The following is a 26622-nucleotide window of genomic DNA, read 5'->3' on the forward strand; positions in this document are numbered from 1 at the left end:
GCCGAGGGGCCCCGGGCCGGCCGCCCGGAGCCCCTCGGTCCGTTCCCTTCCGCCCCGCTCCGCTCGGCTCAGGTGATCCGGATCAGCTTCGCGCCGAAGGTCGGCTCGACGAGGTCCTTCTGCAGGGCGACCGGCACCTTCTGCGTGCTCTCGCCGTTGCCGACGGTCAGCACACCCACCTTGGTGCCGGCCTTGGCGGTGTGCGGGACGGTCTTGCCCGCGTCGCTCATGGAGAAGGTCGCCTTCATCCCGGGCCAGCCGACCGCCGACAGGTCCTTGGTCGCCACGACCGGCGTCTCGCCGCCGAGCCCGTCGTCCACATAGCCGACGACCTGGCCCTTCTTCACCACGGTGTCGGAGACCAGCGCGTCACGAGCCGCCGTGATCACCTTCTCGGTGTTCTGCAGGACCAGCGCGAGCTGGGCGTTGGGGTCCGGGCTGTTGGTGTGCTGGTCCATGGTCACACCGAGCAGCAGCTGGTCCTTGCCGCCGACGGTGCGGTAGCCGGACCACATGAACGTGCCGCCGGCCGGCGTGCTCGAACCCGTCTTGATGCCGCTGACCTTGCCCGCCATCGTCGTGAGCAGGGAGTTGTTGTTGTAGATCTTCTCCGGCAGACCGTCGATCTGGGCGTTCTCGGTGCGCACGACCTCACGGAACACATCGTTCTTGACGACCTGTTGGGCGAGCTTCAGCTGGTCGACGGCGGTGCTGACGGTCGACTTCTCCAGGCCGCTGGGGTCCGTGTACGTCGTGTGCGTCATCCCCAGCTTCTTGGCGGCCGCGTTCATCTTCTTCACGAACGCCGCCTCGGAACCGGCGTCCCAACGGGCCAGCTGCCGCGCGACGTTGTTGCCCGACGGGATCATCAGCATCTGCATCATCTGGTACTGCGTGAACTGCTGACCCTTCTTGAGCGGAACGCGCGACTCGTCACCCTTGTTGGAGTCCGCCTCGCCCTGGGCGTCGACCGTGATCGTCACGCCCTTCTGGCCCTTCTTGAGCGGGTGGTCGCGCAGCAGCACGTACGCCGTCATCACCTTGGCGACGCTCGCGGTCGGTACGGGCTTCTGCGGGCCGGACGTACCCATGGTGCCGACTCCGACGACCATGGCGGCGGCCTGCCCCTGGTCGGGCCACGGCATCGCGAGCTTGCCGCCCTTGAAGGTGAACGCGGCCGACCCGCCGACCGCGAGCTTGGGCGCCGGCAGCGGGCGCACCGCCTGGGCGACCACGAAGATGATCACCAGCAGAACCGCCAGCGGGGTCCAGATCTTGAAGCGGCGGACGACCGTGCGCAGCGGGGTCTCGGGCGGCGGCGGGGTGTTGGTGAGCTGCGCCAGGAGGTCGAGCGGCGGCAGCGGCTCCTGCTTGGTCCGCTCGGATTCGGGCAGCGCGCCGGGAGCCTGAGAAGCGGCGGCCGTGGCCCCCGTCGCGGCGGACGGCATGGCGCCCGGCCGGTCGGCGGGCTTGGACGGCGCGGTCGTTTCGGCAGCCTTGGCGGGCTTCGCCGCGGGGAGCGCGCCGGAGGCCTTGCCCTCCGGCTTCCCTTCCGGCTTCCCCTCCGGCTTGTCCGCGGCCTTGTCGGCCGTCTTGCCCGCCGCCTGGCTCCCGGACTTCTCCGCGGGCTTCTCGGCGGGCTTCTCCGTGGGCTTCTCGGCGGCCTTGTCGGACGTACGGGCGGGCGTCCGGGGCGCCGTCTTGCCCAGCGACTTGCCCGCCGTACCGTCGTCCGCCGACTTCAGCGCCACGAACTGACTGGTCCGCTCGGAATCCCGCTCGGAGGTGCCGGGGGCCCTGGGGTCGGTCTTGGAGCCGGCCTTGTCGCCGCCCTTGGCATCCGCCTTGGAGTCGGCCTTGGCATCCGCCTTGGCGTCGGTCTTGCCGTCGGCGCCGCCCTTGGCGCCGGGCTTGCCCTTGCCCGCGGCCTCGCTTCCGGGCTTGGCCTCCGCCTTGCTCCCGCTCCCGCTCTCAGCCTTGTCCTTGGCCGCGCCCTTGCTCTCGGCCGCGCCCTTGCTCTCGGCCGCGCCCTTGCCCTGGGCCGCGTCCTTGCTCTTGGCGGGCGCGTTGATCTTGAACGCGGTGGTCGCCTGGTCGACGGCACCGGCCGCCGCACCCTTCCCCTTCAGCTTCGCGACAGCAAAGACACGGGTCGCCTCATCCACCGCCGACTCATCGACGCCGGCGTCACTCTCATCGCCGCCGTCACCGTTGCCGCCACTCTTGCCCGTGCCCGTGCCCGCGCCCGTGCCCTTGGCCTCGGTCTTGCCGGCAGCCGCAGCGCCGCCCTTCTCGTCGGGCTTGCCCTTCTGCGGCCCCACGGTCTTGAAAACGGCGGTCGGCTGATCGACGACCTTGGTCGCAGTCTTGGACTCGGCCTCAGCCTTGGGCTCGGCCTCGGACTCGGCCCCGGCCTTGGGCGCGGACTCGGCCGCGCCCTCCCCCTTCGCCGCAGCCTTCCCGACGGCCTTGCCGCCCAAGCCCTCGTCACCCGAGTCACCCGAGCCGCCGCCCGAGGCCTTCACGCCGGACCGCGCCGGCCGCTCGGCCGCCGGCTCCACCGCCGCTTCCGGCGCTACGGCCGGCTTTGCGACGGCACCGTCCGCGTCCCCGTCCGCACCTTCATCAAGATCGCCGGATCCCGCGGAAGCCTCACCAGCCTCGTCGCCCTCACCGGCCTCGCCGTCCCCGTCGCCCTCCCCCGCGACCCAAGCGGCCACAGCGGCCCGCAGGCGGTCGTCGCCGCCCTCCTTGCCGCCCTTGCCGCCGTCGGCGCCCTCAGCGGCCTCCTGGGGCGCTTCCGGCGCCTCAGGAGCATCGACTGCCCCCTCGGACACCGCGGACGCCTCGGAGGAGTCCGCAGACTCCGGTTCGGCGGCAGATTCCGGCTCGGCCGAGGACTTCGACTCGGCGGCAGATCCCGACTTCACTCCCGACCTCGACTTCGTCCCGGCCCCCGGCTTCGCCGTGGATCCCGACTTCGCCGCAGACTTCGGCGCCGCCGCAGCCTCCGGCTTCTTCTCAGGCTTCGAGTCCGTCCCGGCCCCCGATTCCTTCGCCGGCCCGGCCGGCTCCCCGCGGAAGGCGGACAGGCGCGGATCACGTTTGCTCCGCGCCGTCTCCCCCGACGACTGCTTCTTGTCCGACTTGTCGGGGGACTCGCCCGCCACCGATGTCTCCTTCATACGTCGCCCGCTGCCTGGCCCTGTGATTCCAAGTGTCCTGTGTCCGCGTAGCACCATCTCGCCGCCACGCGTACCGGTAGGCGTCGCACCCCACAGAAAGATGTCGCCGACGTGCAAGACGAGAACGACATACCTACCGGTTCCCTACCGAACCCCCCACGCACCCTCGACAGATGAATGTGAGAGGGGTCACCCTGTCATTCATCCACGCGGGGAGGCATGGATGGGCAGGAGCCGCAGAACAATTCCGGAGGAGCTTCTGCTGCTCGCTCTGGACCCGACGACGGGTACCACAGCGCAGCCGCAGTCGCTCGACCTCGGCCTGGCCGGGGCCCAGCTAGTAGAGCTGGCTCTGGCAGGACGGATAGCCCCAGACGGGGATCGTATCGCCGTGGTGATGGCACGGCCGACAGGAGATCCAACTCTGGACTCCGCGCTGGAACTGCTGCGCCGACGCGGCAGTCCGGTACGCGCGGTCCACTGGATCGGCGGGCCCCGGCTGGGGCTGCGCCAGACCTACCTCACGCACCTGGAACGGTGCGGCATGGTGCATGCCGTGGCGGGCCAGATGTGCGGGGTGCTGCCGACGACGCGCTACCAGGCGACGGAGACGGCCATCAGCCGGGAAATCAGGGCCCGGCTGGACAACGCGATCCGCACCGGCGTACCCCCGGACCCGCGGACCGCGGCGCTCGCCGCGCTGGCCCATGCGGTCGGCCTCGGCAAGCACCTGTATCCAGGGAACGAAGGGCGTTCATCGCGCTCCCGTCTCCGGGATCTGATCCGCCACGACCCGATGGGCGGGCTGGTCGCACACGCCGTCATGGATGTGCAGAACGGCGCCGCGGCGCAGCCACGGCGTCCGCAGGCAGCCGGCGCGGGAGCCGTACGGCAACCGGCGGCCCGGGCCACGGCGGAGCCGGCCGGTGCGCCGGGCCAGTCGCGGCACGGCCACGGCCGGATGGCCCGGGTAGGCGCCCGCTGACGCCGTAGGGCACCGGGCGGGGCCCTGCCGCGCCACCGCCGCACCACCGACCACCGTCCCCACGATCCCGTTCGGGAGCCGCAGCAAGAAGCGCGGGGTGGCGGGGCCGGCCGTTCTGGACGACGGCCGGCCCCGCCACCCCGCGCGCATGCGCGGGCGCATTTTCGCGATTCCGGTCCCAAAATTCCACCGTGACCACCTTGTCCAGCCATTTGCCAGCGCGGCGCGGACCGTTGGTGGCAGTCTGCTGACCAGAAAACAGCAGTACGGAGCCGGAGGTGCACTTAGCGTGGCGTCCAACGTCAACCCCACCGTCAGGCGACGCCGATTGGGCCAGGAGCTGCGCAGGCTTCGAGAGGCCAAAGGCATGACGGCAGAAGAGGTGGCGGACCGGCTGCTCGTCTCGCAGTCGAAGATCAGCAGACTCGAGAACGGCCGCCGCAGCATCAGCCAGCGCGACGTCCGCGATCTGTGCGGGGTCTACGAGGTTGCCGATCAGCACATGGTCGAATCCCTCATGCAAATGGCCAAGGAGTCCCGCCAGCAGGGCTGGTGGCACGCATTCGGGAGCCTCTCGCCGAGCTACAGCGTCTACATCGGCCTGGAAGCCGACGCGCTCTCCGTGCGGAATTACGAATCACTCCTGGTTCCAGGCCTGCTGCAGACGCCCGAGTATGCGGAAGCCGTGATCCGGGGGATGTGGCCCGAGGCCACTCCGGAGGACGTCGAGAGCCGGGTCGGCGTGCGCCTCAAGCGGCAGCAGCGACTCCGCGCCTCCGAGTCACCGCTCCGCTTCTGGGCCGTGATCGACGAGTCGGCCACCCGCCGGATCGTCGGGAACCGCCAGACGATGCGCGAACAGCTCGAGCACCTCGTCGACTTGAGCCAGCTCCCCCACGTCACCCTCCAGGTGGTGCCGTACGCAGTGGGCTCGCACCCCGGAATGACCGGGACTTTCTCCATCCTGGAGTTCGACGATCCCTCGGACTCGACCACGGTCTATTTGGAAGGCGTCACCAGTGACCTCTACCTGGAGAAGCACGGGGACGTCCACAAGTACGGGATCATGTACGAGCACCTGCGAGCCCAGGCGCTGAATGCGGACGAGACGCGAAAATTCATCTCGGATGTGGCCAAGGAGTACGCCACCTGATCCCGCGGTCGCGGAAAGTACACCAACACCGCACCTCGACGGAAGAGCTCTCGGGCATATGTCATCCGGTCGAGTGATCGGCTCCCCCTGTTAGCGATGTTGGAGCGTAGCGTCGTCAGCACTCCGAGAAGTCACCACTTCTCGCCCACCCGAACGCACGGGAGTGCACATGACGAGGAATCTCAACACGGCTCTGATGTGGCGGAAGTCGACTTACTCGGGCAAGGACGGAAACTGCGTCGAGGTGGCCCGACTGGAGGATTCGGCGGTAGCCGTCCGCGACAGCAAGGCGCCCCGTGGACCGGTTCTCGCCTTTTCGGAGCAGGCCTGGACGGCTTTGCTTTCGGATATCGATCGCGGCCGCCTGGGCAGCGCCTGACGCCACCACCACCCTGCTCTACGACACGAGCCCTCTCGACTGGTCCGCCGTCCTGGCCGAGGGGGCTCTGCCTCGCCCGCTGCGGCCGCCCCTGACCGTCGACGCCCCTTCACCTGCCTCCCCGCAAGGAGCGTCACTCAGCGGAGTTCGTCGACATAGCGGTCGGTTCCCGGCAAGGTGGGAATGAACGGCGCAACCAATTCGACAGAACCGAGACCGCGCTCCGCTACGGGAGAATCGACTCCGGCGAATTGCTCACGCCAGCACGCTCGTGGGTCCTGCTCCAGGAACCAGAGGAGCGTCAAGCGATTCTCCACACCCTCCACCTGCTTGACGTACGACATCCGGTCTTCCGGCAGCGGTTGGGGACAGAAGGCCATCACCATGGCCGCCGCGGAACCCGGCAGCTTTTCCTTGAGGTGCTCCGCGCACAGCCAATCGAGCAGTTCGGCACGCTGACCGGCATCGGCGGTATCGATCACCTCCACGACCAAACCGTCGTAGGGGTAATCCAGCGCATGGAAATCACGGGGACCCTCGTCGCCATCCCGGTACACCGTCGCCACATGTTCATGAAATGCCGTGAAGACGTGGGTGCGGTCGCGATAGACACGGTCGTCCCCGTTGAGCCGTTGGTTGATCCCCACACTCCACTTGATGTGCTCGGGATAGCGCCCCTGCGTCACCCAGTACGTCGAGAGGTAGCACCCGCTGGTCACTGGCTGTGCGACCGCGGATTCCTTCGGGTACCTGAGGAGCTGGAGGTCACGCGTCGCCACCCATCGCCGGCCCGCATACATCCACGGCATGGCCATGGCTCCCGCGATGAAGTGGTCGTCCTCGTACCACCTGTTGTAGGCGCGCTCATGGCCGGGATGCGGCTCCACCATGGTGATCAGTGCATGGCCCGGACTGACGCCGTACGGACCCACACCAGCCAGCCGGGCATACGTCTCCACCTGCGTCACATCGCTCATTGCGGCACTCCCACGACAGTCAGCTCTGACAGAGCATCATTCTGATGCTCTGTCAGATTCGTGACTAGGGGGTGCGACTACCGCGCGGCGGCCTCCGCCGCCCGCAGCGCGGCGCGGCAGTCGATCGTCTCCTGGTGGTCTTCTCCGTACACACGTCGGCAGGCTTCGAGCGTCTCCCTCCCCTTCTGGACCGCCTCTTCCGTGCGCCCGGCAACATGCGCGATACGAACGAGCTCGATGCGGATGAGCAGTGTGAGCCGGTGCTCGTCCCCGAGCACCGACTGCCGAACGCCGAGGACCTCCTCCGCGAGCTGCTGGGCTTCCTCCCACTGGCCAAGGCCCCGCAGGACCATGGCGAGCCGGTTCGCGCTGGCCATCGCGAGCCAGTGCTGCTCGCCGTGAACCCTCCTGTAGCCCTCGAGCGCGCGGCGGGCCGGAGCCTCCGCATCCGCCGGCCTGCCCACTTCGTCGAGCACAAATGCCCTGGTGAGTGTGCTGCTGATGGTGATGGGGTGCTCCGCGCCCAGCACCCTTTCGCTGATCTCACAGATCTCTTCGGAGATCCGGACGTTCTCCTCCTTGTCCCCCATGCGGCACAGCACCTCCGCCAGAAGGCCTCGGCTGTGCAGCGTGTCAGGGTGCTCCTCGCCCAGGACCCGCCCGCGCCCTTCCGCGGCCCGGCGGATCGTCTGCTCGGCGGCCGACCAGTCCCCCAGCAAGTAGTGGCCGAAGAACAGCTCATGGGCGCTGCGCAGTGTGTCCGGGGAATCGGCACCCAAAGTGCGCTCGCGTCGGGTCAGCACTTCACGGTGCAAGGAGATCGCAGCGCTGTGGTCGTCGGCCCAGAACAGAGTTCTGGCGAGCTGATGCTGATCCTCGAGGAACACGGGGTCGTCCCCCGGAACATTCCGCCGGGCCACGTCGACCACCAATTGCGCCAGAGGGTGCGCGGTGCTCCCCTCCCCTCGCTCCATCAGGTCGTCGCGGAGCCGACGGCCCGACGTCAAGGCGGCGGCAACCGCATCTTCGCCACCCTCCGCTTCCGCGTTCCGGAGGAGTTGGACGGCGTGCGGGACCATCATGTTTCGCATGCGATCTCCAGCAGGTGTGGGGACTTCCTCCGGAAGGGCCCGGAGGAAGAGAGAGGAAGCCGCCGCCAGCAGGGGGCCCCGCATGCGCGCCGGGATGCCCCCGAAGACCGTGTCGAGCACCAGCGCGTGAAGCTGCACGATACGAGTGGGCCGTTCATCGCGCCGGCCGAGGACATCCTCGACCAGGACCAATGCCTGGCCGACGAGCCCGCGCAGACAGGCCTCGACCCGGCTGCTGGAAAGCGGCGGTTCGAGCATTCCCAGTCCGGCCGCTTCCAGGCCTCCGGGCCGGATGAGGCTGATGGGCAGTGGTTCGGGGGCGAAGCAGCTGAACAGTCGCATCAGCGTGCCGGCATCGGGCAGCCCTCGCTCGGCCAGCGCGTCCAGGGAGAGCTGCCAGGTGCTGCCGAGGGTCCGCCGCAGATCGGAATCCCAGGGGACACTCCCGTTGTCGATCTGCAGGCTCGGTTCATGGGCCAGCCGACGCCGGAAGTCGGCCATCGTCACCGCCTCCAGCAGCTGGTCGGAGAGCTGCGAGCCGATGAGCATGAGGGCCAGCGGCAGCCGGCCCACTGCCTGCGCCAGCTGCAGTGCGTCCTCGTCACTGCCGGTGGAGGGCGCAAGATCGCTCAGCACCAGGGCCGCATCCTGCGGCGGCAGAAGACCGATGTGGTGGAGTTCGGCGTCCGCCCACACTGGCGACTGGCCCTGCCGCGTCGTCACCAGGACGGTGCCGTACCGGCTGGGCCTGATCCACCCGCCGTCCAGGAAGGCGGGGTCGTCCGCGTTGTCCATCACGAGGACCCACGGTGTGCCCGGCTGGTCCAGATAGCCCCAGACCAGGTCCGCGGCCGGCCGGTGCCCTCGATGGACCGCTTCGAGTTCCGCGGCGGTGGCACCTCGCTCGGCGGCAACCGACAGCATGCCCGCACGCAGCGCGGAACGGCTGGCCGCATTCACCCAGAAGCCCTCGACCGCACGGCTGTTGACCGTCTCGTCGAAGACGAACCGGGCCAGGGTGGTTTTGCCGCATCCCCCCATTCCATGGAGTACATGGATGCGCGCGCCGCTCAGAGCCGTCACGGCGGGGAGGAGCTTCGCCTTTGCCTCGTCCCGGTCGCGGACGACGACCGGCTTCGGCGCCGCCAAGGGGACCCGGATCGAGTCCGGCCCCATGCCTTCGGGGGGCTGCCGAGGGGAATTCGGCCCCGTCGCATCACCGCTGTAGTGGTGGTGATGCTCGGTGATGTGCTGGTCTCCGTCTGCTTGAAAGACCCTCCCGTGACCTTCGGCCACGGCTCCGGGACCCCCGGAATACCCCCGAGGCTGCTGCTCCGACATTCTCTTGCACTCCTCCGCCGGCCCCGCCGGTTGGCTGCCACGCTCCATGAGCGTGCGGTTCAGGGCGTAAGAACCACCGTGGGCGGGCCTGGCTCAGGCTTCCCGGATGGTCTGGTGACGACCCGCTTGATAGATGCGAGCGTGCCCTGAGGCCGTCGCGGTCATCTGGATCCCGATACGGGTCTGCTCGGCCGGGGCCAGCAGGGGGTTCAGCTCTTCGTCCAGTACGCGGCGCAGTTCATCCGCGAGCAAGGGATCGTCCCGGAGCAGTCGGCGGAGTCGGCGCTGCCAGTCGGCGGCGAGGTCCTCCTCCGCCTGCGGATCGCCCTCCTCGCGGGCCGCGATCACCTCCGCCCGGACGTCGGCGAGTTCGGCCTCGATGGCAGGCACTCGTTCCGGATGCACCCGGCGCCACAGCGACACCGTCGCGTCGCGGGCCTGCCGCCAGGCATCGGTGGCCATGCTGCTCACCACGGCAGTGCCCGCCGCAAGTACCAACGGATCCATTCCGTCCCCCATTTCGAAGAGTCCCTGTCCGGACGTCACCGTAGCCGGACCGCACGACATCGTTCCGAGGCTTCCCCGATGTGGCAGTCCGCCATGCGGTCCCCCTGCACACCGTCGCGGGGCCCGCTTAAGCTGCCGGTTGGCTGTGGCTGATGTCGGTCTGTCGCAGTGGTGAGCGAGGGGAGCTGTCATGTCGGACGGGATAGTTGGCTCTGTGGGCAGTGCCGTCCCGGGGCTGGCCGCGCGGGTGGCGCGGACCGGGAGTTCGCCCGTGCGCGACATTCTGGCGCTCACCGCGCGGCCCGAGGTCATCTCGTTCGCCGGCGGGCTGCCCGCGCCCGAGCTGTTCGACGCGGCGGGGATCGCGGCCGCGTTCCAGCATGTGCTGGCCGAGGAGCCGATGCGCGCGCTGCAGTACTCCACCACGGAGGGCGATCCGGCGCTGCGTGCGGCCGTCGCGGCGCGGGCCACCGCGCGCGGGCTGCCCACCGAGGCCGATGACCTGCTGGTCACCACCGGTTCGCAGCAGGGCTTGACGCTGCTGGCCACGGCTCTGCTGGAGCCCGGCGACGTGGTGCTGGTCGAGGACCCCTGCTACCTCGCGGCGCTGCAGATCTTCTCCTTCACCGGCGCCCGGGTGGTGCCCGTGCCGACCGACGACGAGGGCCTGGACCCGGCCGCGCTCGACGAGATCACCGCGCGCGAGCGGCCCAAGCTGCTCTACCTCGTGCCGACGTTCCAGAACCCGACCGGCCGCACCCTGTCCGCCGAGCGCCGGGCAGCGGTCGCCGAGGTCGCCGCCCGGCGCGGGCTGTGGATCGCCGAGGACGACCCGTACGGCGAGCTGCGGTTCGAGGGCGAGCCGGTGCCGTGGGTCGCCTCCTTCCCCGGGGCCGAGGACCGTACGGCGCTGCTCGGCTCGTTCTCCAAGGTGATGGCGCCCGGCCTGCGGCTGGGTTCGCTGCGGGCGCCGGCCGCGCTGCGCCGCGCCTGTGTGATCGCCAAGCAGGCCGCCGACCTGCACACCTCGACCGTCGACCAGGCCGCCGCGGCACGGTACTTGGCGGCCGCCGACCTGGACGCGCATCTGCGGCGGGTGCGCGACGCCTACCGTGCGCGGCGGGACGCCCTGGTCGACGGGCTGCCCGCGGCACTGCCCGAGGGCTCGCGGTGGAACCGTCCGGCGGGCGGCATGTTCGTGTGGGCGACGCTGCCCGAGGGGTACGACGCGACGGCGCTGCTGCCCGAGGTGGTGCGGCACGACGTCGCCTACGTCCCCGGGGCGCCGTTCTTCGCGGGGCCGCCGGACGCGACCGCCGTCCGTCTGTCGTTCGTGACGCACTCGCCGGAGGAGATCGGGGAGGGGCTGGGGCGGCTGAGGAAGGCGTTGGAGGGCGTGGGTCGGGGCGGGTGAGCCGGGGGGGGCGGTGCCTCGGCGGGGGTGCGGTGCCTGGGCCGGTGAGGCCCTCGCCTGATGTCCGGCTCTGATGTCCAGCTCTGATGTCCGGCTCTGATGCCCTGCTCGGATGTCCGGCTCCGATGTCCTCGCCCGACGCCCTCGTCCGACGCCCTCGTCCGGAGGTCCGCCCGGGAACGGGCGCGGGGCCCTGTCCGGGAATCCGTCCGAGGGCCGGCTCTGGTCTTCGTCGGTCGGCGGCTCTAGCCTGACGCCTCGTCAGGAGTGAGCCAAGGGCCCGGCCGGGAGGCGCACATGCTGTTGCGGAACAAGACCGTCATCGTCTCGGGTGTGGGTGCCGGGCTCGGCCACCAGGTGGCCGCGGCCTGTGTACGGGACGGCGCCTCGGTGGTGCTGGGAGCCCGTACGGAGGCGAATCTCGCCAAGTCGGCGGCACTGATCGACCCGTCGGGCGGACGGACGGCGTGGCGGGTGACCGATATCGGTGACGAGACTCAGTGCGAAGCGCTGGCCGCGCTGGCCGTGGAGCGGTTCGGCGGCATCGACGCGGTGATCCATGTCGCGGCGCTGGACTCGCTCTTCGGGGGCCTGCGCGACGCCGACTTCGCTTCCTGGCGCGACGTCGTGGACGTCAATCTCTTCGGCACGCTGCGGATGACCCGGGCCTGCCTGCCGTCTTTGGCGGCGCGCGGCGGCGGGTCGGTGGTGATCATCGGCACCCAGTCGTCGGTGGCCGCCCCCTCGCAGGTGCAGCAGGCGGCGTACGCGGCGTCCAAGGGCGGGCTGGTGTCGGCGATGTACTCGCTGGCGCGCGAGCTGGGGCCGGACCGGATACGGGTCAACACCGTGCAGCCCGGGTGGATGTGGGGCCCGCCGGTGGAGGCGTACGTGCAGTTCCAGGCGCAGACCGAAGGGGTACCGGAATCCGAGGTGCTGGGCCGGCTGACGGAGCGGATGGCGCTGCCCGAGCTGGCGACGGACGCGGATGTGGCCGAGAGCGCGGTGTTCCTGGCCTCCGACCGGGCGCGCGCCATCACCGGCCAGTCGCTGCTGGTCAATGCGGGAGAGTTGATGCGGTAGGGGCCCGGTCCCTCTTCGGCTCCCCCTTTCTGCCGGCTTTCTGCCCGGCGGTTATCGCTCCGGCTCGCTCCGGCTCGTCCCGGCTTGCTCCGGCTCGCTCGGTCCTCTTGGAGCCGTTCGGCCGCGCCGACCCCTTCGGGCTGCCTCGCTCCGGTTCGGACCGGTTCGACGCGGGCCGGCTTCGGGCCGGCCGGTTCGGGCCGGGCAGCCGTGCGGGATCCCGTTCTCCGTAAGGCTGTTGGCGTTGGAGCAGTGCGTGGTTCGGGCGAGCGGCGCGCCCGGCGAAGTGTGCGCTCATCGTGGGTGCGGCGCCGCGCCCGGGACAACATCCCCGAAGGTCAAGGGAATGCAAAATCGTTCGCTTTGCTGATCTGTGTTCATATCCATGACCTCTCGACGCTCTTGACCGGCCTGCCCGCAGGACGGTTCAATCCCCGAAGTCCCCGCTCCCGTAGGGGACACCGCCCCACAGGACGTCACGGCGAAGTGATGCACGTTCACAAGGCGGACCCCTGGAGGGGGCATGAACAGTCTCGACTGGGCCGTGCTCATCGGCTACTTCGGCGTGATGATCGCGATCGGTGTGTGGTCGCACAAACGGGTGGACGACGTCGGTGACTTCTTCACCGCGGGCGGCAAGATGCCGTGGTGGCTGTCCGGCATCTCGCACCACATGTCCGGCTACAGCGCGGTGATGTTCACCGGGTACGCCGGCATCGCCTACCAATACGGCGTCACCTCATATGTCACCTGGTCCTTCCCCATCGCGATCGGTATCGCCATCGGCGCCCAGTTGTTCGCGGGGCGGCTCAACCGGCTGCGGTCGCGGCTGGGCGTCGCCTCGCCGCTGGAGTACCTCAAGAGCCGCTACAACCTGCCGACGCAGCAGGCGCTGGCCTGGTCCGGTGTGCTGCTGAAGATCGTGGACGTGGGTGCCAAATGGGCGGCGATCGCCACCCTGCTCTCCGTCTTCACCGGCGCCTCGCTCCACCAGGGCATCCTGATCACGGGCGTGATCACCGGCATCTACTGCACGGTCGGCGGGCTGTGGGCGGACGCGCTCACCGAGCTGGGGCAGTTCGTCATCCAGCTGCTGGCCGGCGTCGCGATGCTGGTCACCGTCCTGGGCGAGCTGGGCGGCGTCAGCGCGCTGTGGACCGTATGGGACGAGCTGCCGGACGGCCACACCGAGCCGACCGTCGGCCCGTACACCCTGACCTTCCTGCTCGCCTACCTCTTCATCAAGACCTTCGAGTACAGCGGCGGCATGTGGAACCAGGCCCAGCGCTTCATGGCCACCCGCAGCGCCCGGGAGGCCAGGCGGTCGGCGCGGCTGTCGGCGGCGCTGTGGTTCCTCTGGCCCGCCGTGCTCTTCTTCCCGATGTGGGTGGCGCCGCTGCTGGTCGAGGCGCAGCAGCCGGACGCCTCCGACTCCTATGCGCTGCTCACCGAACGACTGCTCCCGCACGGGCTGTTGGGGCTGATCGTCGTCGGTTTCTTCTCCCACACCATGGCCATGTGCTCCTCCGACGCCAACGCCATCTCCGCGGTGTTCACCCGGGACATCGCGCCTGCCGTCTCGGCGAGGGCGCGCGACTGGTCGCACCGCGCCGGGCTGCTGGCCGCCCGGCTGTCGACGGTCGCCTTCCTGGGGCTGTCGATGGCGATCGCCACACAGGTCAACTCCCCCACGTTCCAGGACATCATCACCGTCGTCATCAAGTGGGTGGCCGGGCTGGTCGGGCCGATCTCCATCCCGTTCCTGCTCGGGATGCTGCGGCCCTTCCGCAGGTCCGGCCCCACGGCCGCGCTGGGCTCCTGGGCGGCCGGTCTGCTCGCTTTCTGGCTGACCAACTACGGGCTGAACGGCGTGCAGTTGCAGATCCAGATCGTGTCGCCGGTCGCCACCTCGCTCGTCCTCTTCGCCCTCCTCGGTTTCGTACGGCCGGAGGACACGCCGGAGCGGGATGCGGTGCTGGCGCGGATCAACGCGGACGACGGGGGCCGGGACGGCGCGGCGGCGGAGGCGGCAGCAGGGACGGCAGCGGGGGTGATTCCCGGGCAGGGCGAGCGGACGGGCGCCGGGGGCTGGGACGGCGCGGTGGGGGACAGAGCGGTGGGGGACGACGCGGTCCGGGGCGACGGGGCGAGGGGCGGTGCGTAGGACGACGGGGTTGGGCGACGGAGCGACGGGGTTGGGCGTAGGGCGGCAGCGGGACGAGAGGCGGGGTGGGGCGGGACGAGGGGCTGGCCCGGTCGGGCAGCCCCCTCAGGCCCGCGGGTACCGGGCGAGCCAGCCCGGTGACGAGCCGGCCGGGCCGTGCAGGGCGGGGCCCTGCGTCATCTCCATCGAGAAGTCGTCGGCCAGCTGGAGGATCGTCTCCCGGCCCTCCAGCTCGACCAGCCACACCGGCGGCAGTGCCGTCTCGCCGTGCAGGGTGCCCAGCAGGTTGCCGCAGATGGCGCCGGTGGAGTCGCTGTCACCGCCGTGGTTGACGGCGAGCAGCAGGCCATGGCGGATGTCCTCGGCGACCAGGGCGCAGTACACGCCGATCGCCAGCGCCTCCTCGGCCGTCCAGCCCTCGCCGAGCGACTCCACCCGGGCGGGCGTCGGCATGCCCTGCCGCACGGCTCCGAGCGCGCGCTTGAGGGCGTCGGTGGTCTCCTCGTGGCCGGGGCGGGTGGCCAGGTGCGCCAGCGCCTTCTGCACGGCGCCGTCGAGGTCCTCGCCGCGGGCCAGCGAGTGGCTGATGACCGCGAAGGCGCCGGCCGCCAGATAGCCGGTGGGGTGGCCGTGTGTCTGCGCCGCGCACTCGGCGGCGAGCTGGAAGACCAGTTGCGGCTCCCAGCCGACCAGCAGTCCGAACGGTGCGGAGCGCATCACCGCGCCGCAGCCCTTCGAGTCCGGGTTCTTGGGCGTCTCCAGCGTGCCCATGACCTCGTCGCCGAGACCGCTCAGGCAGGCCCGGCCCGGGGCCCGGCGGGAGTACAGCCACTCCTCGCGGGCGAGCCAGCCGTCGTCCTTCCTGCGCTCGTCCGGGCCCCAGTCGCGCTGGGTGGCGGCCCAGCGCAGGTAGGCGCGGTGGACGTCGGTGGGCGGATGCCAGGCGCCGGTGTCGCGGCGCACCTGGGCCCGGATCAGGCCGTCCACGGTGAACAGGGTCATCTGGGTGTCGTCGGTGACCGCGCCGCGCCGCCCGTAAGCGGGTACGAAATCGGACACGCCCTCTTGGCCGTGTGCCGTACGGATCGCGTCGAGCGAGTCGAATTCGATACCGGCGCCGAGGGCATCGCCGATGGCGCCGCCGAGCAGACAGCCGCGCACCCGGCTACGGAAGTCCTGCTGTTCCGTGCGGCCCCAGATGGCGGCGCCGCCTCCCGCTGCGCTCACTGCGCCCTCCAGAAACTGACAACGTCCCGGGGCCTGGCGGGGCCCCTGGCGCAGCACTGTAATCGACCAGGATTGATCAATTTTTGGCCAGGCGAGTATTGCGGCTAGTCACTCGCAAGGCGGCTTTTGACCGGGTACCGCCCCGATGGGCCGGTGCTCGGCCGATACGGCCGTGGCCGAAACGACTCCATCAGCACCGATCGGTGCGGGTTCGTCGCTCTGGGGGTTCCTCGGCTCGTGAGGGCGCCGGCGGGCGGGTCGCCGGCTCGGGGCGCCGGCGGGCGGATGTCTGCTTGCGGCCGGCGAAGGGGGTGCGCCGTACGGGCCCGCGGGGTTGGATCGATCTTGCCCCAGAGCCGCCCGGCCATCCGCCGCCCCTCGGGAGGATCCGTATGACTCCGCGCTGTGCCGTCCTCGACGACTACCAGGACGTCGCCCTCTCCCTGGCCGACTGGTCCGTCCTGGCGGATGCCGTCGATGTGCGTACGCTGCGGGAGCCCTTCCGCTCCGAGGACGAGGTGGTCGAGGCGATCGGCGACTGCGAGATCGTCGTCGCGATGCGGGAACGCACCCCGTTCCCCGCCTCGCTCCTCGCCCGGCTGCCGCGCCTCCGGCTCCTGGTCACCACCGGCATGCGCAATGCGTCCATCGATCTGGCGGCCGCCGCCCGGCACGGCGTCACCGTCTGCGGTACGGCCGGCCACACGGAGCCGCCCGTCGAGCTGACCTGGGCGCTGATCCTGGGCCTCGCCCGCCATGTCGTCACCGAGAACACCGCGCTGCGCAACGGTGGCCCCTGGCAGAGCACCCTCGGCACCGACCTGCACGGCCGTACGCTCGGGCTGCTCGGCCTGGGCAAGATCGGCACCCGCGTCGCCCGGATCGGCCAGGCCTTCGGCATGAACGTGACGGCGTGGAGCCCCCACCTCACCGCCGAGCGCGCCGCGGCGGCGGGCGTGCACGCCGCCGCCAAGGAAGAGCTCCTGGAGGCCGGCGACTTCGTCTCCGTGCACCTCGTCCTGGGCGACCGCACCCGCGGCCTGCTCGGCGCCGAGGAGCTCCGCCGGATGCGGCCCACCGGCTACCTCGTCAACACCTCCCGCGCCGCCATCGTCGACCGGTCCGCGCTGCTCCGGGCGCTGCGGGAGAACTGGATCGCCGGCGCCGGCCTGGACGTCTTCGACCACGAGCCGCTGCCCGCCGACGACCCCCTGCGCACCCTCCCGAACGTGCTCGCCCTCCCCCACCTCGGCTATGTCACCCGCCGCAACTACGAGGGCTACTTCCAAGAGGCCGTCGAGGACATCACCGCCTTCCTGGCGGGCAGCCCGATCCGCCAACTGGGCTGAGTCCCAAGGGCCGGCCGGCCACCGGATTCCGCCGCTCCCGGCCGGCCTATCGCGCCGCACCCGTGGCGCATTCGTTCGATGATGGCGGCGGCGCGCGCTGGGCATGCTCTCCCCATGTCCGAGTACGAGTGGGATCGCACCACCATGGCCGTCGTCGCCTCCGCGCTTTCCGGGGACAGCGACGGCGCGGTGGAACTCCTCCGTCCGCTCCCCCAGAGCGACGTCTGCCATATCGCGGTGCGCCTTGCCGCCATGGCTGCCGATGCGTTGATCGTCGCCGCCCAGGACAGCGGAGGCGACCGCGAAGAGGCGCTGTCGCAGTGGCAGCAGTGCATCCTGCAGCACGAGGCCGAGTACGAGGGCGAGTAGGGAACCCGGGCCGAGCGGGCGGCGGAGCAACCGGACGACCCACCGGACAGCCGACCGGCGAGCAACCGGCCGGCCGGGCAGCCGACCGGTCCACCGGCGCCGAGCGAGCCCGCTCGGCCCGTCCGGCCTAGTCGACCAGGGGCAGCAGTTCCGGAAGGTGGCCGTCCGAAGCCAGGGCGGCGGTGCGGCGCTCCTCGGTGACCGGGCCGTAGGTCGTGGTGCGGGGGCGGGCCGGGCGGCCGGCCCGGTCGGCGATGGCGATGAGGTCCTGGATGGAGCGGTAGGAGCCGTAACTCGATCCCGCCATCCGCGAGATGGTCTCCTCCATCAGGGTGCCGCCCAGGTCGTTGGCGCCGGAGCGGAGCATCTCGGCGGCGCCTTCCGTGCCGAGCTTGACCCAGCTGGTCTGGATGTTGGTGATGTGCGGGTGGAGCAGCACCCGGGCCATCGCCGTCACCGCACGGTTGTCGCGCACGGTGGGGCCGGGGCGGGCGATACCGGCGAGGTAGACGGGGGCGTTGGTGTGGATGAAGGGGAGGGTGACGAACTCCGTGAAGCCGCCGGTCTCCTGCTGGATCTGTGCCAGCAGCCGCAGATGCCCGAGCCAGTGGCGCGGCTGGTCGACATGGCCGTACATCATCGTCGAGGACGAACGGATGCCCAGCTCATGGGCGGTCTTGATGACCTCGACCCAGGTCGCGGCGGGCAGCTTGCCCTTGGTGAGGACCCAGCGGACCTCGTCGTCGAGGATCTCGGCGGCGGTGCCGGGGATGGTGTCCAGTCCGGCGGCCTTGGCCTCGCTGAGCCAGTCCCGGAGGGACAGCCCGGTGCGTGTCGCGCCGTTGACGACCTCCATGGGCGAGAAGGCGTGCACATGCATGCCGGGGACGCGTTCCTTCACGGCGCGCGCGATGTCGAAGTACGCCGTACCGGGCAGGTCGGGGTGGATGCCGCCCTGCATGCACACCTCCACCGCACCGACCTCCCACGCCTGTTGGGCACGGTCGGCGACCTGGGAGAGGGAGAGGGTGTAGGCGTCGGCGTCGGTGCGGCGCTGGGCGAACGCGCAGAAGCGGCAGCCCGTGTAACAGACGTTGGTGAAGTTGATGTTCCTGGTGACGATGTAGGTGACGTCGTCGCCCACGGTGTCGCGGCGCAGCGCGTCGGCGATGCCGCAGAGGGCGTCCAGGGCGGGCCCGTCGGCGTGCAGCAGCGCCAGGGCCTGCGCGTCGGTGAGCTTGGTGGGGTCGTCGGCGGCCTGCGCCAGGGCCTGTCGTACGTCGGCTTCGATGCGCTCCGGCGCCATCCCGGGGGCGGCGGCCTCCCGCAGCGCCTCCCAGTCGCCGTAGACGTCGTCGAAGTCGTCGCGGCGGTCGGCGGTGCGGCCGTCGGTGTCGATGGTGCGGTGCAGGTCCGTACGGCCCGAGGAACTCGTCGTGAAGCCCTCGTCGGGCTCCTGCCAGGGGCGCCCCACCACGGGGGCGTCCTCCACGGCCAGGCCCGTCTCCGGGTCGGCGAGCGCACGTACATGGGGCAGCAGGCGGGGGTCGAGCCACGGCTCGCCGCGCTGGAGGAACTCCGGGTAGATGGGGAGCCGTTCCCTCAGCTCGAACCCGGAGGCGGCGCAGCGCTCGGTCAGCTCGTCGATCTGCGGCCAGGGGCGCTCGGGGTTCACATGGTCCAGGGTCAGCGGGGAGACGCCGCCCCAGTCGTCGATCCCGGCGTCGATGAGCAGCGCATACTCGCCGTCCACGAGGTTGGGCGGCGCCTGGATGCGGGTCGAGGGACCCATGATGTGCCGGGCCACGGCGATGGTCGCGGCCAGCTCCTCCAGTTCGGCGTCCGGCATTCCGCGCATCGCCGTGTCCGGCTTGGCGCGGAAGTTCTGCATGATCAGTTCCTGGATGCCGTGGTAGGCGCGCTGGACGCGGCGCAGCGCGAAGAGGGACTCGGCGCGTTCCTCGTAGGTCTCGCCGATGCCGATGAGCAGTCCCGTGGTGAAGGGGACGTTGGAGCGGCCGGCGTCCTCCAGGACGCGCAAGCGGACGGCGGGGTCCTTGTCGGGCGATCCGTAGTGGGGGCCGCCGGGCTCGCTCCACAGCCGCTCGGCGGTCGTCTCCAGCATCATCCCCAGGGACGGGGCGACGGGCTTGAGCCGCTGGAAGTCCGTCCAGGACAGCACCCCGGGGTTGAGGTGCGGCAGCAGCCCGGTCTCCTCCAGGACGCGGATGGCCATGGCGCGGACGTAGGAGAGCGTGTCGTCGTAGCCGTGCGCCTCCAGCCACTCACGGGCCTCGGGCCAGCGGTCCTCCGGCTTGTCGCCCAGGGTGAAGAGGGCTTCCTTGCAGCCCAGTTCGGCGCCGCGGCGGGCGATGTCCAGCACTTCGTCGGGGGACAGGAACATCCCGTGGCCGTCGCGGCGCAGCTTGCCGGGGACGGTGACGAAGGTGCAGTAGTGGCACGTGTCCCGGCACAGGCGTGTCAGGGGGATGAAGACACCGCGCGAGTACGTGATGACTCCGGGGCGTCCGGCGGCCTCCAGGCCGGCGTCCCGCACCCGGGCCGCGGAGGCGCACAGGTCCGTGAGGTCGGCGCCGCGGGCCTGCAGCAGCACCGCGGCCTCACCGGCGTCCAGCGCCACACCGTCGCGGGCGCGCTTGAGGGCCCGGCGCATGGCGTTGGCCGCCGGGCGGCTCCGCGGGGCCGTCCCGGAAGCCGTTTCGCGGTCGGTACCTCGGTCGGATGCCTGGTCAGGTCCCTGCGCGCTGGAAGTCATCCTCCGAGGATACGAGCGCCCGCCGACAGCGCCGCCGCCGGAGAACGGGCGGCCTGTGTGCCACTGATCACTTGGGACGGTGGTTCCGTCCGGGCCCGGAACGGGCACTTCCCGGCGGCGGCTCCCGGCACGCTTACATACCGGCCAGCAACTCGTCGGAGTACGTCCTGGTCAGGAACTCCATGTTGTGGCCGTCGGGGTCGTCGAGGTAGAGACCACGGCCGCCGTCCAGGGTGTTGATCTCCTGGGGCCTGGTGTGCATGGGGTCGGCCCAGTAGGGCAGCCCGCGCTCCTGTATGCGGGCGAAGATCCCGTCGAACTCGTCCTCGGTCACCAGGAACGCGTAGTGCGTGGGGACGAACTCTCCCTTGGCGACATGCTCGGCGTAGTCGAGGGCCACTCCGTTGTCGAGCTTGAGGGCGGCGAAGGGGCCGAACGCCTTGGGTTCGGGCGCGCCGAGCAGGTCGGCCAGGAACCGGGCGGAGGCGAAACGGTCGGTGCTGTGCACGATCGTGTGGTCGAGGCGAGGCATGGGATCTCCCTGATCTCTCGGGTCGCGTGGGCAACGCGTCCCCTGATCTGCCGCATCGGCGCGGACCGTTGCCCGTCGTGGACCGTTGACCTTCCGGGCTTGTGGAGCCCTGATCTTCCGGCCCGTGACCGTTCTCGTCGGGCCGCCGCTCCACGGGGGATCCGCGGCCCTTCACCTTCGACGCTACGACCGCACGGGCCACGGCGGATCGTTCTCCGGTACCGGCCCGGTCGGAAGGCGCTACACCGCTGGTCCTAGGCCGGTCCGGGGCGCCCGGCAGCGGGCCGGCAATAAGGGCGCCTCCCCCGGGGCCCGTGCGCGCTCCGCTCCGCCGTCCGTCACCCTTCCCGCACGCCGCGCTCCCCTGCGTCACACCTCACAGGTACTGCGCGAAGTCGTCCAGGGTCCGCAGCACCTCGCCCTCCCCGGCCGGCGGCAGTTGCAGGACCACCTCCCGGACGCCCAGCTCGCGGTAGTGGGCCAGCTTCCCGGCCGAGGGCCGGACCGCATAGGGCACCACCACCGGCTCGCCGGTGCGCCCGGCGTCCGCCCAGGCCCGGCGCAGCACCGGAACGGTCTCCGCCAGCCCGCCGCCGCCGATCGGCAGCCATCCGTCGGCGTACTCGGCGATCTGCCCGAAGAGCTTGGGTCCGGCCGCGCCGCCGAGGAGGATGCGCGGTGCGCCGTGTACCGGCTTGGGGTGGGCGAGCGAGGCCCTGACCGACCCGAATTCTCCCTGGTACGCGGTCGGTTCCTCGGCCCACAGGGCGCGCATCAGCGCCACCCGGTCACGGGTCAGCGCGCGCCGGGTCGACCATGCGACCCCGTGGTCGGCGGCCTCCTCGACGTTCCAGCCGTAGCCGACGCCGAGGGTGAAGCGGCCTCCGGAGAGGAAGTCGAGGGTGGCGACCTGCTTGGCGAGGTCGACCGGGTCGTGCTGGGCGACGAGGGTGATGCCGGTGCCGAGCGCGAGCCGCTCGGTGACCGCGGCGGCCTGGCCGAGCGCGATGAACGGGTCGAGGGTGCGGCCGTATTCGCGGGGCAGCGGCTCGCCCATGGGGGCGGGGGTGTCCCGGCTGGCGGGGATGTGGGTGTGCTCGGGGAGATACAGGCCGTCGAATCCGCGCTGCTCCAGCTCGTGGCCCAGCCGGTCCGGCCGGATCGTCTCGTCGGTCAGGAAGATCGTGGTCGCGATCCGCATACGGGACACCTCCGCGTCAGGCGTGTGAGAGACCGAATGTTGCCGCACCGCCCGACGGTTATCCACAGCCCTTTCCCTCCCCGCCGCACGCGCGTACAACAGTTTTCACGCGGCGCAACGAGCCGGCCGCGCGACGGAAACAGACGGGCGCGCCGGGCCCGGAGCGGGCTGCACGGCGCAGGAACCGGGCTGACGCGGCACGGGCCCGGCGCGGGCAGGAGAGCACACGAGACGGCACACGACGGCAGGGGGCGGGGATGGATCGACGTGACGTGCTGAGACTTTCGGCGGTTGCGGGCGCGACGGGCGCGCTTACGCTCGGACGTGTGAGCTTCGCCGACGCCACACCCGCCGCCGGGCAGCCCGGGGGCCGTCCCGGCGAGCAGACCCGGCGGGTGCGGGGCCATCTGCCCACGGGTGCGCCGGACTTCGTCCATCTGCCGGTCGAGGTGCCGCCGGGCGTCCGCGAGATCGCCGTGGCGTACAGCTACGACAGACCCGCTGTCCCCGCGGGCACGGCCGGCAACGCCTGCGACATCGGCATCTTCGACGAACGGGGCACGGACCTCGGCGGCGCCGGCTTCCGTGGCTGGTCGGGCGGCGCGCGTACGGAGTTCTTCCTGCGCGCCGACGACGCCACCCCCGGATATCTGCCGGGCCCCGTCAACGCCGGCACCTGGCACATCGCCCTCGGGCCGTACACGGTCGCGCCGCAGGGTCTCTCCTACGACGTCACGGTCACCCTGCGGTACGGGCCCCAGGGGCGCACCCCGGCGCCCGTCCATCCGCCCGAGCGCGCCCGGGGCCGGGGCCGCGCCTGGTACCGCGGCGACGGCCATCTGCACTCCGTCCACTCCGACGGCGGACGCACCCCCGCCGAGATCGCCGCGCTGGCCCGCGCCGCCGGGCTGGACTTCCTCAACACCTCCGAGCACAACACCACCTCCGCGCACCGTGCCTGGGACGGCCTGTGGGGCGATGACCTGCTGATCCTGACCGGCGAGGAGGTCACCACCCGTAATGGGCACGTGGTCGCGATGGGCACCGACCCCGAGGTCTTCATCGACTGGCGCTACCGGGCCCGCGACAACGCCTTCGGGAAGTACGCGCGCGCCATCCGGCGGGCCGGCGGCCTGGTCATCCCGGCGCATCCGCACGCCACCTGCATCGGCTGCAACTGGAAGTTCGGGCTGAACGAAGCGGATGCGGTGGAGGTCTGGAACGGCCCGTACACCCCCGATGACGAGATCACCCTCGCCGAATGGGACAACGCCCTGGTCGCACACACCCGTGGCCGCGCGGACTGGCTGCCGGCCGTCGGCCACAGCGACGCCCACCGCGACCCCGATGTGGTGGGCCTGCCGCAGACCGTGGTCCTCGCCGACGATCTCTCGCGCCGTGCCCTGCTGGACGGCATCCGGGCGGGCCGGGTGTGGATCGCCGAGTCGTCGAAGGTCGATCTCGCCTTCGCCGTCACCGGTGAACGGGGTGAACACGCCGGGATCGCCGAACGCCTGGAGGTCCCCCGTACGGCGAAGGTCACGGCCCGCCTCAAGGTCTCCGGCGCCCCCGGTTGCACGGTCTCCTTCGTCACCGACCAGGGGCAGCTGTACTCCACCCCGCTGCCCGCCTCCGGCAACGGCACCGTCAGCTGGCAGACCACCGCGGACCACGCCGCCTACATACGCGCGGAAGTCCGCCACCCCTCGACGACCGCGGGCCTGCCGGGCCCGATGGCGGCCATGACCAACCCGGTCTTCGTGGGGCACTGGGGCTGACGGCAGCCCGCCGGGCGGGCGAGCGGCACCCGCAGCGCGCACGGCCGGGCCGGCCGGACCCGAGCGGCGAGGGCCGCGGGCCGTGCGCGCACGGGCAACGCCATGAGTGCCCGCCACGATCACTGCGGGCCACGTAACTTGGCGGAGAGGGAACGTGATCAGTCGCGGCGAACCAGGGCCCGGCCCTCCCGAAACGGCCGGGCAATGAGGAGCTGGACCCGTCCGGGAGGAGCGTCATGCGTGCCATGCAGTTCGAGCGGTTCGGTGAGCCGGAGGTCCTGAGGGAGGCCGAGGTGCCGGACCCGGTGGCGGGGCCGGGCGAGACGCTGGTCGAGGTGGCGGCCGCGGGTGTCAACTTCGGTGACATCAAGCAGATGGCGGGCGAGCAACCCGACGGCCCTCACGCGCCGAAGGGGCCGCTGCCGCGCATCCCCGGCATGGAGGTCGTCGGCCGGACCGCGGACGGGCGGCGGGTCCTCGGCTATGTCCTCCAGGGCGGCTACGCGGCGAGGACCGTCGTCCCCGACCGTGACCTGGTCGCCTTACCGGAAGAGGTGAGCGCGGGCGAGGCACTGGCTCTGCTCATACAGGGGCTGACGGCGTGGCATCTGCTGCGGTCGGTCGCGCGGGTGCGGCCCGGCGAGAGCGTCGTGGTGCACGCCGCCGCGGGCGGAACGGGCAGCCTCGCCGTCCAGTTGGCCAGGGAGTTCGGTGCGGGACGGGTCATCGCCACGGCCTCCTCCGAGGACAAGCGCGCCTTCGCCCTCGAACTCGGGGCGGACGCGGCCGTCGACGGCGACGCGGAGGGCTACCGGGAGCGGGTCCTCGACGCCAATCAGGGGCGCCCGGTGGACATCGTCCTGGACGCCATCGGCGGCCCCGTCCTCGACGCCGCCCTGGACACCCTCGGATACCTCGGCCGGCTGGTCACGTACGGCGCCTCGTCGCGGCAGTCCGCCTCGGCCCTCGACCCGAGCCGCCTCGCGGTGGAGAACATCGGCGTGGCCGGGTTCTGGCTGGTCCCGCTCCTCGCCCGGAACGGGGCCGGTGGGCCGGTCCTGGAGGAGCTGCTCGACCTCACGGCGCGGCGGCGACTGCGGCCTCTGGTCGGCGCGGAGTACGACCTCGCACGGGCCCGCGACGCCCATGAGGACCTCCTCGCCCGCCGCACGAAGGGGAAGCTGGTCCTCCGCCCATGAAGGCCGCATGCCCGCCCAGGAACCCGGACCACCGTCCCTGAATCCGCACCACCGTCCCCCGGAGCCAAGCGCCCCTCACGAAATCCAGGCCCCCTCACGAAAGCCGGACGATCGCCCATGAAAGGGCCGAACGCCCCTCCCCCGACGCCGAATCCGCCCCTGCCCGGACCGCCCCCTGGCCCTCGGCCCGCCGTGGTCCCCAGCCCACAGCCGTCAGTCCTCCACCACCAGCGCCGGCGTCGCCCGGGTCAGGACGGTGCCGCGGAAGAAGGCCGGGCTGCGCCGCTGCATCACGAGCATGATCACGAGGCCCAGGACCAGCAGGCCGACGCCGATGACGAAGACCGAGCCGACGCCGAAGACCGAACTGCCCGAGCCGTAGGCGGGGTTCCACATGTCGACCAGGGTCTTGCAGAAGACCGCCGCGAGCAGGATGCCGCCCAGGACCGGGAAGACGCCCTTGAACAGCAGGTCACGGGCCGAGTGCCGCAGCTCGCGGCGGAAGAACCAGGCGCAGGAGAAGGCCGTGATCGCGTAGTAGAAGCAGATCATGAGGCCGAGCGCATAGATCGTGTCGATGAGCACGTTCTCGCTGAGGAAGCTCATCACGGAGTAGAAGACGCCGGTGGCGACGCCGGCCGCGACGGTCGCCCGGCCCGGGGAGCGGAAGCGCGGGTGGATCCTGGCGAAGGACGCCGGCAGCGCCTCGTAGGTGCTCATCGCCAGCACCGTCCGGGCCACCGGGATGAAGGTGGTCTGCAGGCTGGCCGCGGCCGAGGCGAGGACCGCGACGAAGAGCAGCACGCCGAGCACGGTGCCCATGACGGGGTTGGCGAGCGCGGCGAAGACGTTGTCGGCGGTGTCCGGGTTGCCCAGTCCCAGGCCCCCGTGCCCGACGCCGGAGAACATCTGCGAGGCGACGGCGGTGAGCAGGTAGGAGCCGATCAGCACGACCATGGCCAGCAGGGCGGCGCGGCCGGGCGTCTTCGCGCTGCCGGCGGTCTCCTCATTGACCGTGAGGCAGGTGTCCCAGCCCCAGAACATGAAGATCGACAGCGACAGACCGGCCGTGAAGGCGGAGAACGACTGGACGGCGAACGGGTCGAGCCAGGTCCAGGAGAAGTCGAGGGAGCCGGCGAAGTCGCCGGACCGCGCCTTGATCACGGCCAGCGCGACGAACACGGCGAGCACCGCGAGCTGCAGGCCGACCAGGGTGTACTGGACGCCCTTGGTGGCGGTCATCCCGCGATAGCTGACGGCCGTGGCGGCGGCGATGAAGACCAGGCAGGTCAGGACGTGGGCGGCCTTGTTGTCGTCCAGGGCGGCGACGGCCGGACTGCCGGTGAGTTCGCCGAGCAGCAGATAGAAGAACGAGGTGGCGACGCCGGCCAGGTTGGAGAGCACGATGATCGTCGCGATCACCAGCCCCCAGCCGCACATCCAGCCGACGCGTGGGCCGAAGGCCTTGACCGTCCAGGTGAAGGAGGTGCCGCAGTCCGGGACCGCGTTGTTGAGCTCGCGGTAGGCGAAGGCGACCAGCAGCATCGGCAGGAACCCGGCGAGGAACACCGCGGGCATCTGCACCCCGACCTCGCCGACCGTGGGACCGAGCGTCGAGGTGAGGCAGTAGACGGGCGCGACGGTCGAGATGCCGATGACCGCGCTGCCGAGCAGGCCGACGGAGTTTCCGCTGAGGCCCTTGCTGCGGGTGTCACTGCTGGTGTCGCCGCCGGCAGCGCCGACGCTCGTTACCGTGTCTCCGGTCTGGGGGCGGGGGTCAACCTGAACCATGAACAGGACGTTAAGGGCTGCTGTATCCGCATCCGGAAGATCAACTTCCGCGAGCCACCCCTTCTTTACCAAGGGATTTCAGGGATCTAGTGCTGCCATAGCAAAGAGAGCTCCCTCTACA

Annotated in this window: 19 protein-coding genes; 10 read left to right on the top strand and 9 right to left on the bottom strand. The window is 71.1% G+C overall.

Translation table 11 applies throughout. The features are described 5' to 3' along the window. Window positions 1-68: 68 nt before the first annotated feature. Window positions 69-2837, bottom strand: coding sequence for a serine hydrolase (locus AB0411_RS29780; protein WP_366420381.1), 2769 nt, complete (start codon window positions 2835-2837; stop codon window positions 69-71). Between the two features lie 571 nt (window positions 2838-3408). Here AB0411_RS29780 and AB0411_RS29785 point away from each other — a divergent pair. The 3 genes from AB0411_RS29785 to AB0411_RS29795 all read left to right on the top strand — a co-directional run bounded on the left by AB0411_RS29785 (window position 3409) and on the right by AB0411_RS29795 (window position 5702). Further along, on the top strand, window positions 3409-4170 hold the full coding sequence (locus AB0411_RS29785) for a GOLPH3/VPS74 family protein (protein ID WP_366420382.1): 762 nt from the start codon (window positions 3409-3411) through the stop codon (window positions 4168-4170). A gap of 289 nt (window positions 4171-4459) precedes the next feature. Beyond that, the gene (locus AB0411_RS29790; RefSeq protein WP_366420383.1) at window positions 4460-5323 is read left to right on the top strand and encodes a helix-turn-helix domain-containing protein; all 864 of its coding nucleotides are present in this window, start codon (window positions 4460-4462) and stop codon (window positions 5321-5323) included. A gap of 169 nt (window positions 5324-5492) precedes the next feature. Then, the gene (locus tag AB0411_RS29795) at window positions 5493-5702 is read left to right on the top strand and encodes a DUF397 domain-containing protein (protein ID WP_366420384.1); all 210 of its coding nucleotides are present in this window, start codon (window positions 5493-5495) and stop codon (window positions 5700-5702) included. A gap of 137 nt (window positions 5703-5839) precedes the next feature. Here the strand turns inward: AB0411_RS29795 and AB0411_RS29800 are convergent, their stop codons facing one another. The 3 genes from AB0411_RS29800 to AB0411_RS29810 all read right to left on the bottom strand — a co-directional run bounded on the left by AB0411_RS29800 (window position 5840) and on the right by AB0411_RS29810 (window position 9573). After that, a complete protein-coding gene (locus AB0411_RS29800; RefSeq protein WP_366420385.1) occupies window positions 5840-6679 on the bottom strand; it encodes a hypothetical protein in 840 nt (279 codons plus the stop codon). A 77-nt stretch (window positions 6680-6756) separates the two neighbouring features. Continuing rightward, window positions 6757-9111 (bottom strand): tetratricopeptide repeat protein, encoded by a 2355-nt coding sequence (locus AB0411_RS29805; RefSeq protein WP_366420386.1) that lies wholly within the window; start codon window positions 9109-9111, stop codon window positions 6757-6759. A 93-nt stretch (window positions 9112-9204) separates the two neighbouring features. After that, entirely contained in the window at window positions 9205-9573 is a 369-nt protein-coding gene (locus tag AB0411_RS29810) for a hypothetical protein (RefSeq protein ID WP_366420387.1), read from the bottom strand. Between the two features lie 235 nt (window positions 9574-9808). Here AB0411_RS29810 and AB0411_RS29815 point away from each other — a divergent pair, with 235 nt between their 5' ends. From AB0411_RS29815 to AB0411_RS29825, 3 genes are all read left to right on the top strand, one after another. After that, window positions 9809-11032: a PLP-dependent aminotransferase family protein gene (locus tag AB0411_RS29815; protein WP_366420388.1), complete on the top strand. Its 1224-nt coding sequence runs from the start codon at window positions 9809-9811 to the stop codon at window positions 11030-11032. Window positions 11033-11329: 297 nt separating this feature from the next. Next, entirely contained in the window at window positions 11330-12115 is a 786-nt protein-coding gene (locus tag AB0411_RS29820; protein ID WP_366420389.1) for an SDR family oxidoreductase, read from the top strand. A gap of 523 nt (window positions 12116-12638) precedes the next feature. Next, window positions 12639-14279: a sodium:solute symporter family protein gene (locus AB0411_RS29825; protein ID WP_366420390.1), complete on the top strand. Its 1641-nt coding sequence runs from the start codon at window positions 12639-12641 to the stop codon at window positions 14277-14279. A 105-nt stretch (window positions 14280-14384) separates the two neighbouring features. On the opposite strand, the gene AB0411_RS29830 is transcribed toward AB0411_RS29825, so the two are convergent. After that, a complete protein-coding gene (locus AB0411_RS29830; RefSeq protein WP_366420391.1) occupies window positions 14385-15506 on the bottom strand; it encodes an ADP-ribosylglycohydrolase family protein in 1122 nt (373 codons plus the stop codon). Window positions 15507-15898: 392 nt separating this feature from the next. Between AB0411_RS29830 and AB0411_RS29835 the strand changes: the two genes are divergently transcribed. Then, window positions 15899-16855 carry a D-2-hydroxyacid dehydrogenase family protein gene (locus AB0411_RS29835; protein WP_366420392.1) on the top strand — a complete coding sequence of 319 codons (957 nt, stop codon included), beginning with the start codon at window positions 15899-15901 and terminating at the stop codon, window positions 16853-16855. A 114-nt stretch (window positions 16856-16969) separates the two neighbouring features. Continuing rightward, window positions 16970-17224 carry a hypothetical protein gene (locus AB0411_RS29840; RefSeq protein ID WP_086720495.1) on the top strand — a complete coding sequence of 85 codons (255 nt, stop codon included), beginning with the start codon at window positions 16970-16972 and terminating at the stop codon, window positions 17222-17224. Between the two features lie 127 nt (window positions 17225-17351). On the opposite strand, the gene AB0411_RS29845 is transcribed toward AB0411_RS29840, so the two are convergent. From AB0411_RS29845 to AB0411_RS29855, 3 genes are all read right to left on the bottom strand, one after another. Continuing rightward, a complete protein-coding gene (locus AB0411_RS29845; protein WP_366420393.1) occupies window positions 17352-20000 on the bottom strand; it encodes a bifunctional FO biosynthesis protein CofGH in 2649 nt (882 codons plus the stop codon). A gap of 133 nt (window positions 20001-20133) precedes the next feature. Next, window positions 20134-20532 carry a VOC family protein gene (locus AB0411_RS29850; protein ID WP_366420394.1) on the bottom strand — a complete coding sequence of 133 codons (399 nt, stop codon included), beginning with the start codon at window positions 20530-20532 and terminating at the stop codon, window positions 20134-20136. A gap of 376 nt (window positions 20533-20908) precedes the next feature. Next, window positions 20909-21733 carry a TIGR03619 family F420-dependent LLM class oxidoreductase gene (locus tag AB0411_RS29855; protein WP_366420395.1) on the bottom strand — a complete coding sequence of 275 codons (825 nt, stop codon included), beginning with the start codon at window positions 21731-21733 and terminating at the stop codon, window positions 20909-20911. 257 nt (window positions 21734-21990) lie between these two features. Here AB0411_RS29855 and AB0411_RS29860 point away from each other — a divergent pair, with 257 nt between their 5' ends. Next, the gene (locus AB0411_RS29860) at window positions 21991-23511 is read left to right on the top strand and encodes a CehA/McbA family metallohydrolase (protein WP_366420396.1); all 1521 of its coding nucleotides are present in this window, start codon (window positions 21991-21993) and stop codon (window positions 23509-23511) included. A 236-nt stretch (window positions 23512-23747) separates the two neighbouring features. Then, window positions 23748-24710, top strand: a complete 963-nt coding sequence (locus tag AB0411_RS29865; RefSeq protein ID WP_366420397.1) for a quinone oxidoreductase family protein — start codon at window positions 23748-23750, stop codon at window positions 24708-24710. A gap of 213 nt (window positions 24711-24923) precedes the next feature. Here the strand turns inward: AB0411_RS29865 and AB0411_RS29870 are convergent, their stop codons facing one another. Further along, the gene (locus AB0411_RS29870) at window positions 24924-26501 is read right to left on the bottom strand and encodes an APC family permease (protein WP_366420398.1); all 1578 of its coding nucleotides are present in this window, start codon (window positions 26499-26501) and stop codon (window positions 24924-24926) included. Between the last annotated feature and the right edge of the window lie 121 nt (window positions 26502-26622).

The organism is Streptomyces angustmyceticus, from assembly GCF_040701845.1.
Classification (GTDB): Bacteria; Actinomycetota; Actinomycetes; order Streptomycetales; family Streptomycetaceae; genus Streptomyces; species Streptomyces angustmyceticus_A.

What these genes read in the sequence shown, in the direction of transcription:
- AB0411_RS29805 (WP_366420386.1), bottom strand. Translation starts at nt 9,111, where the DNA reads ATGTCGGAGCAGCAGCCTCGGGGGTATTCCGGGGGTCCCGGAGCCGTG.
- AB0411_RS29820 (WP_366420389.1), top strand. Translation starts at nt 11,330, where the DNA reads ATGCTGTTGCGGAACAAGACCGTCATCGTCTCGGGTGTGGGTGCCGGG.
- AB0411_RS29845 (WP_366420393.1), bottom strand. Translation starts at nt 20,000, where the DNA reads ATGACTTCCAGCGCGCAGGGACCTGACCAGGCATCCGACCGAGGTACC.
- AB0411_RS29800 (WP_366420385.1), bottom strand. Translation starts at nt 6,679, where the DNA reads ATGAGCGATGTGACGCAGGTGGAGACGTATGCCCGGCTGGCTGGTGTG.
- AB0411_RS29870 (WP_366420398.1), bottom strand. Translation starts at nt 26,501, where the DNA reads ATGGTTCAGGTTGACCCCCGCCCCCAGACCGGAGACACGGTAACGAGC.
- AB0411_RS29850 (WP_366420394.1), bottom strand. Translation starts at nt 20,532, where the DNA reads ATGCCTCGCCTCGACCACACGATCGTGCACAGCACCGACCGTTTCGCC.
- AB0411_RS29785 (WP_366420382.1), top strand. Translation starts at nt 3,409, where the DNA reads ATGGGCAGGAGCCGCAGAACAATTCCGGAGGAGCTTCTGCTGCTCGCT.
- AB0411_RS29855 (WP_366420395.1), bottom strand. Translation starts at nt 21,733, where the DNA reads ATGCGGATCGCGACCACGATCTTCCTGACCGACGAGACGATCCGGCCG.
- AB0411_RS29825 (WP_366420390.1), top strand. Translation starts at nt 12,639, where the DNA reads ATGAACAGTCTCGACTGGGCCGTGCTCATCGGCTACTTCGGCGTGATG.
- AB0411_RS29860 (WP_366420396.1), top strand. Translation starts at nt 21,991, where the DNA reads ATGGATCGACGTGACGTGCTGAGACTTTCGGCGGTTGCGGGCGCGACG.
- AB0411_RS29795 (WP_366420384.1), top strand. Translation starts at nt 5,493, where the DNA reads ATGACGAGGAATCTCAACACGGCTCTGATGTGGCGGAAGTCGACTTAC.
- AB0411_RS29865 (WP_366420397.1), top strand. Translation starts at nt 23,748, where the DNA reads ATGCGTGCCATGCAGTTCGAGCGGTTCGGTGAGCCGGAGGTCCTGAGG.
- AB0411_RS29810 (WP_366420387.1), bottom strand. Translation starts at nt 9,573, where the DNA reads ATGGCCACCGATGCCTGGCGGCAGGCCCGCGACGCGACGGTGTCGCTG.
- AB0411_RS29840 (WP_086720495.1), top strand. Translation starts at nt 16,970, where the DNA reads ATGTCCGAGTACGAGTGGGATCGCACCACCATGGCCGTCGTCGCCTCC.
- AB0411_RS29815 (WP_366420388.1), top strand. Translation starts at nt 9,809, where the DNA reads ATGTCGGACGGGATAGTTGGCTCTGTGGGCAGTGCCGTCCCGGGGCTG.
- AB0411_RS29835 (WP_366420392.1), top strand. Translation starts at nt 15,899, where the DNA reads ATGACTCCGCGCTGTGCCGTCCTCGACGACTACCAGGACGTCGCCCTC.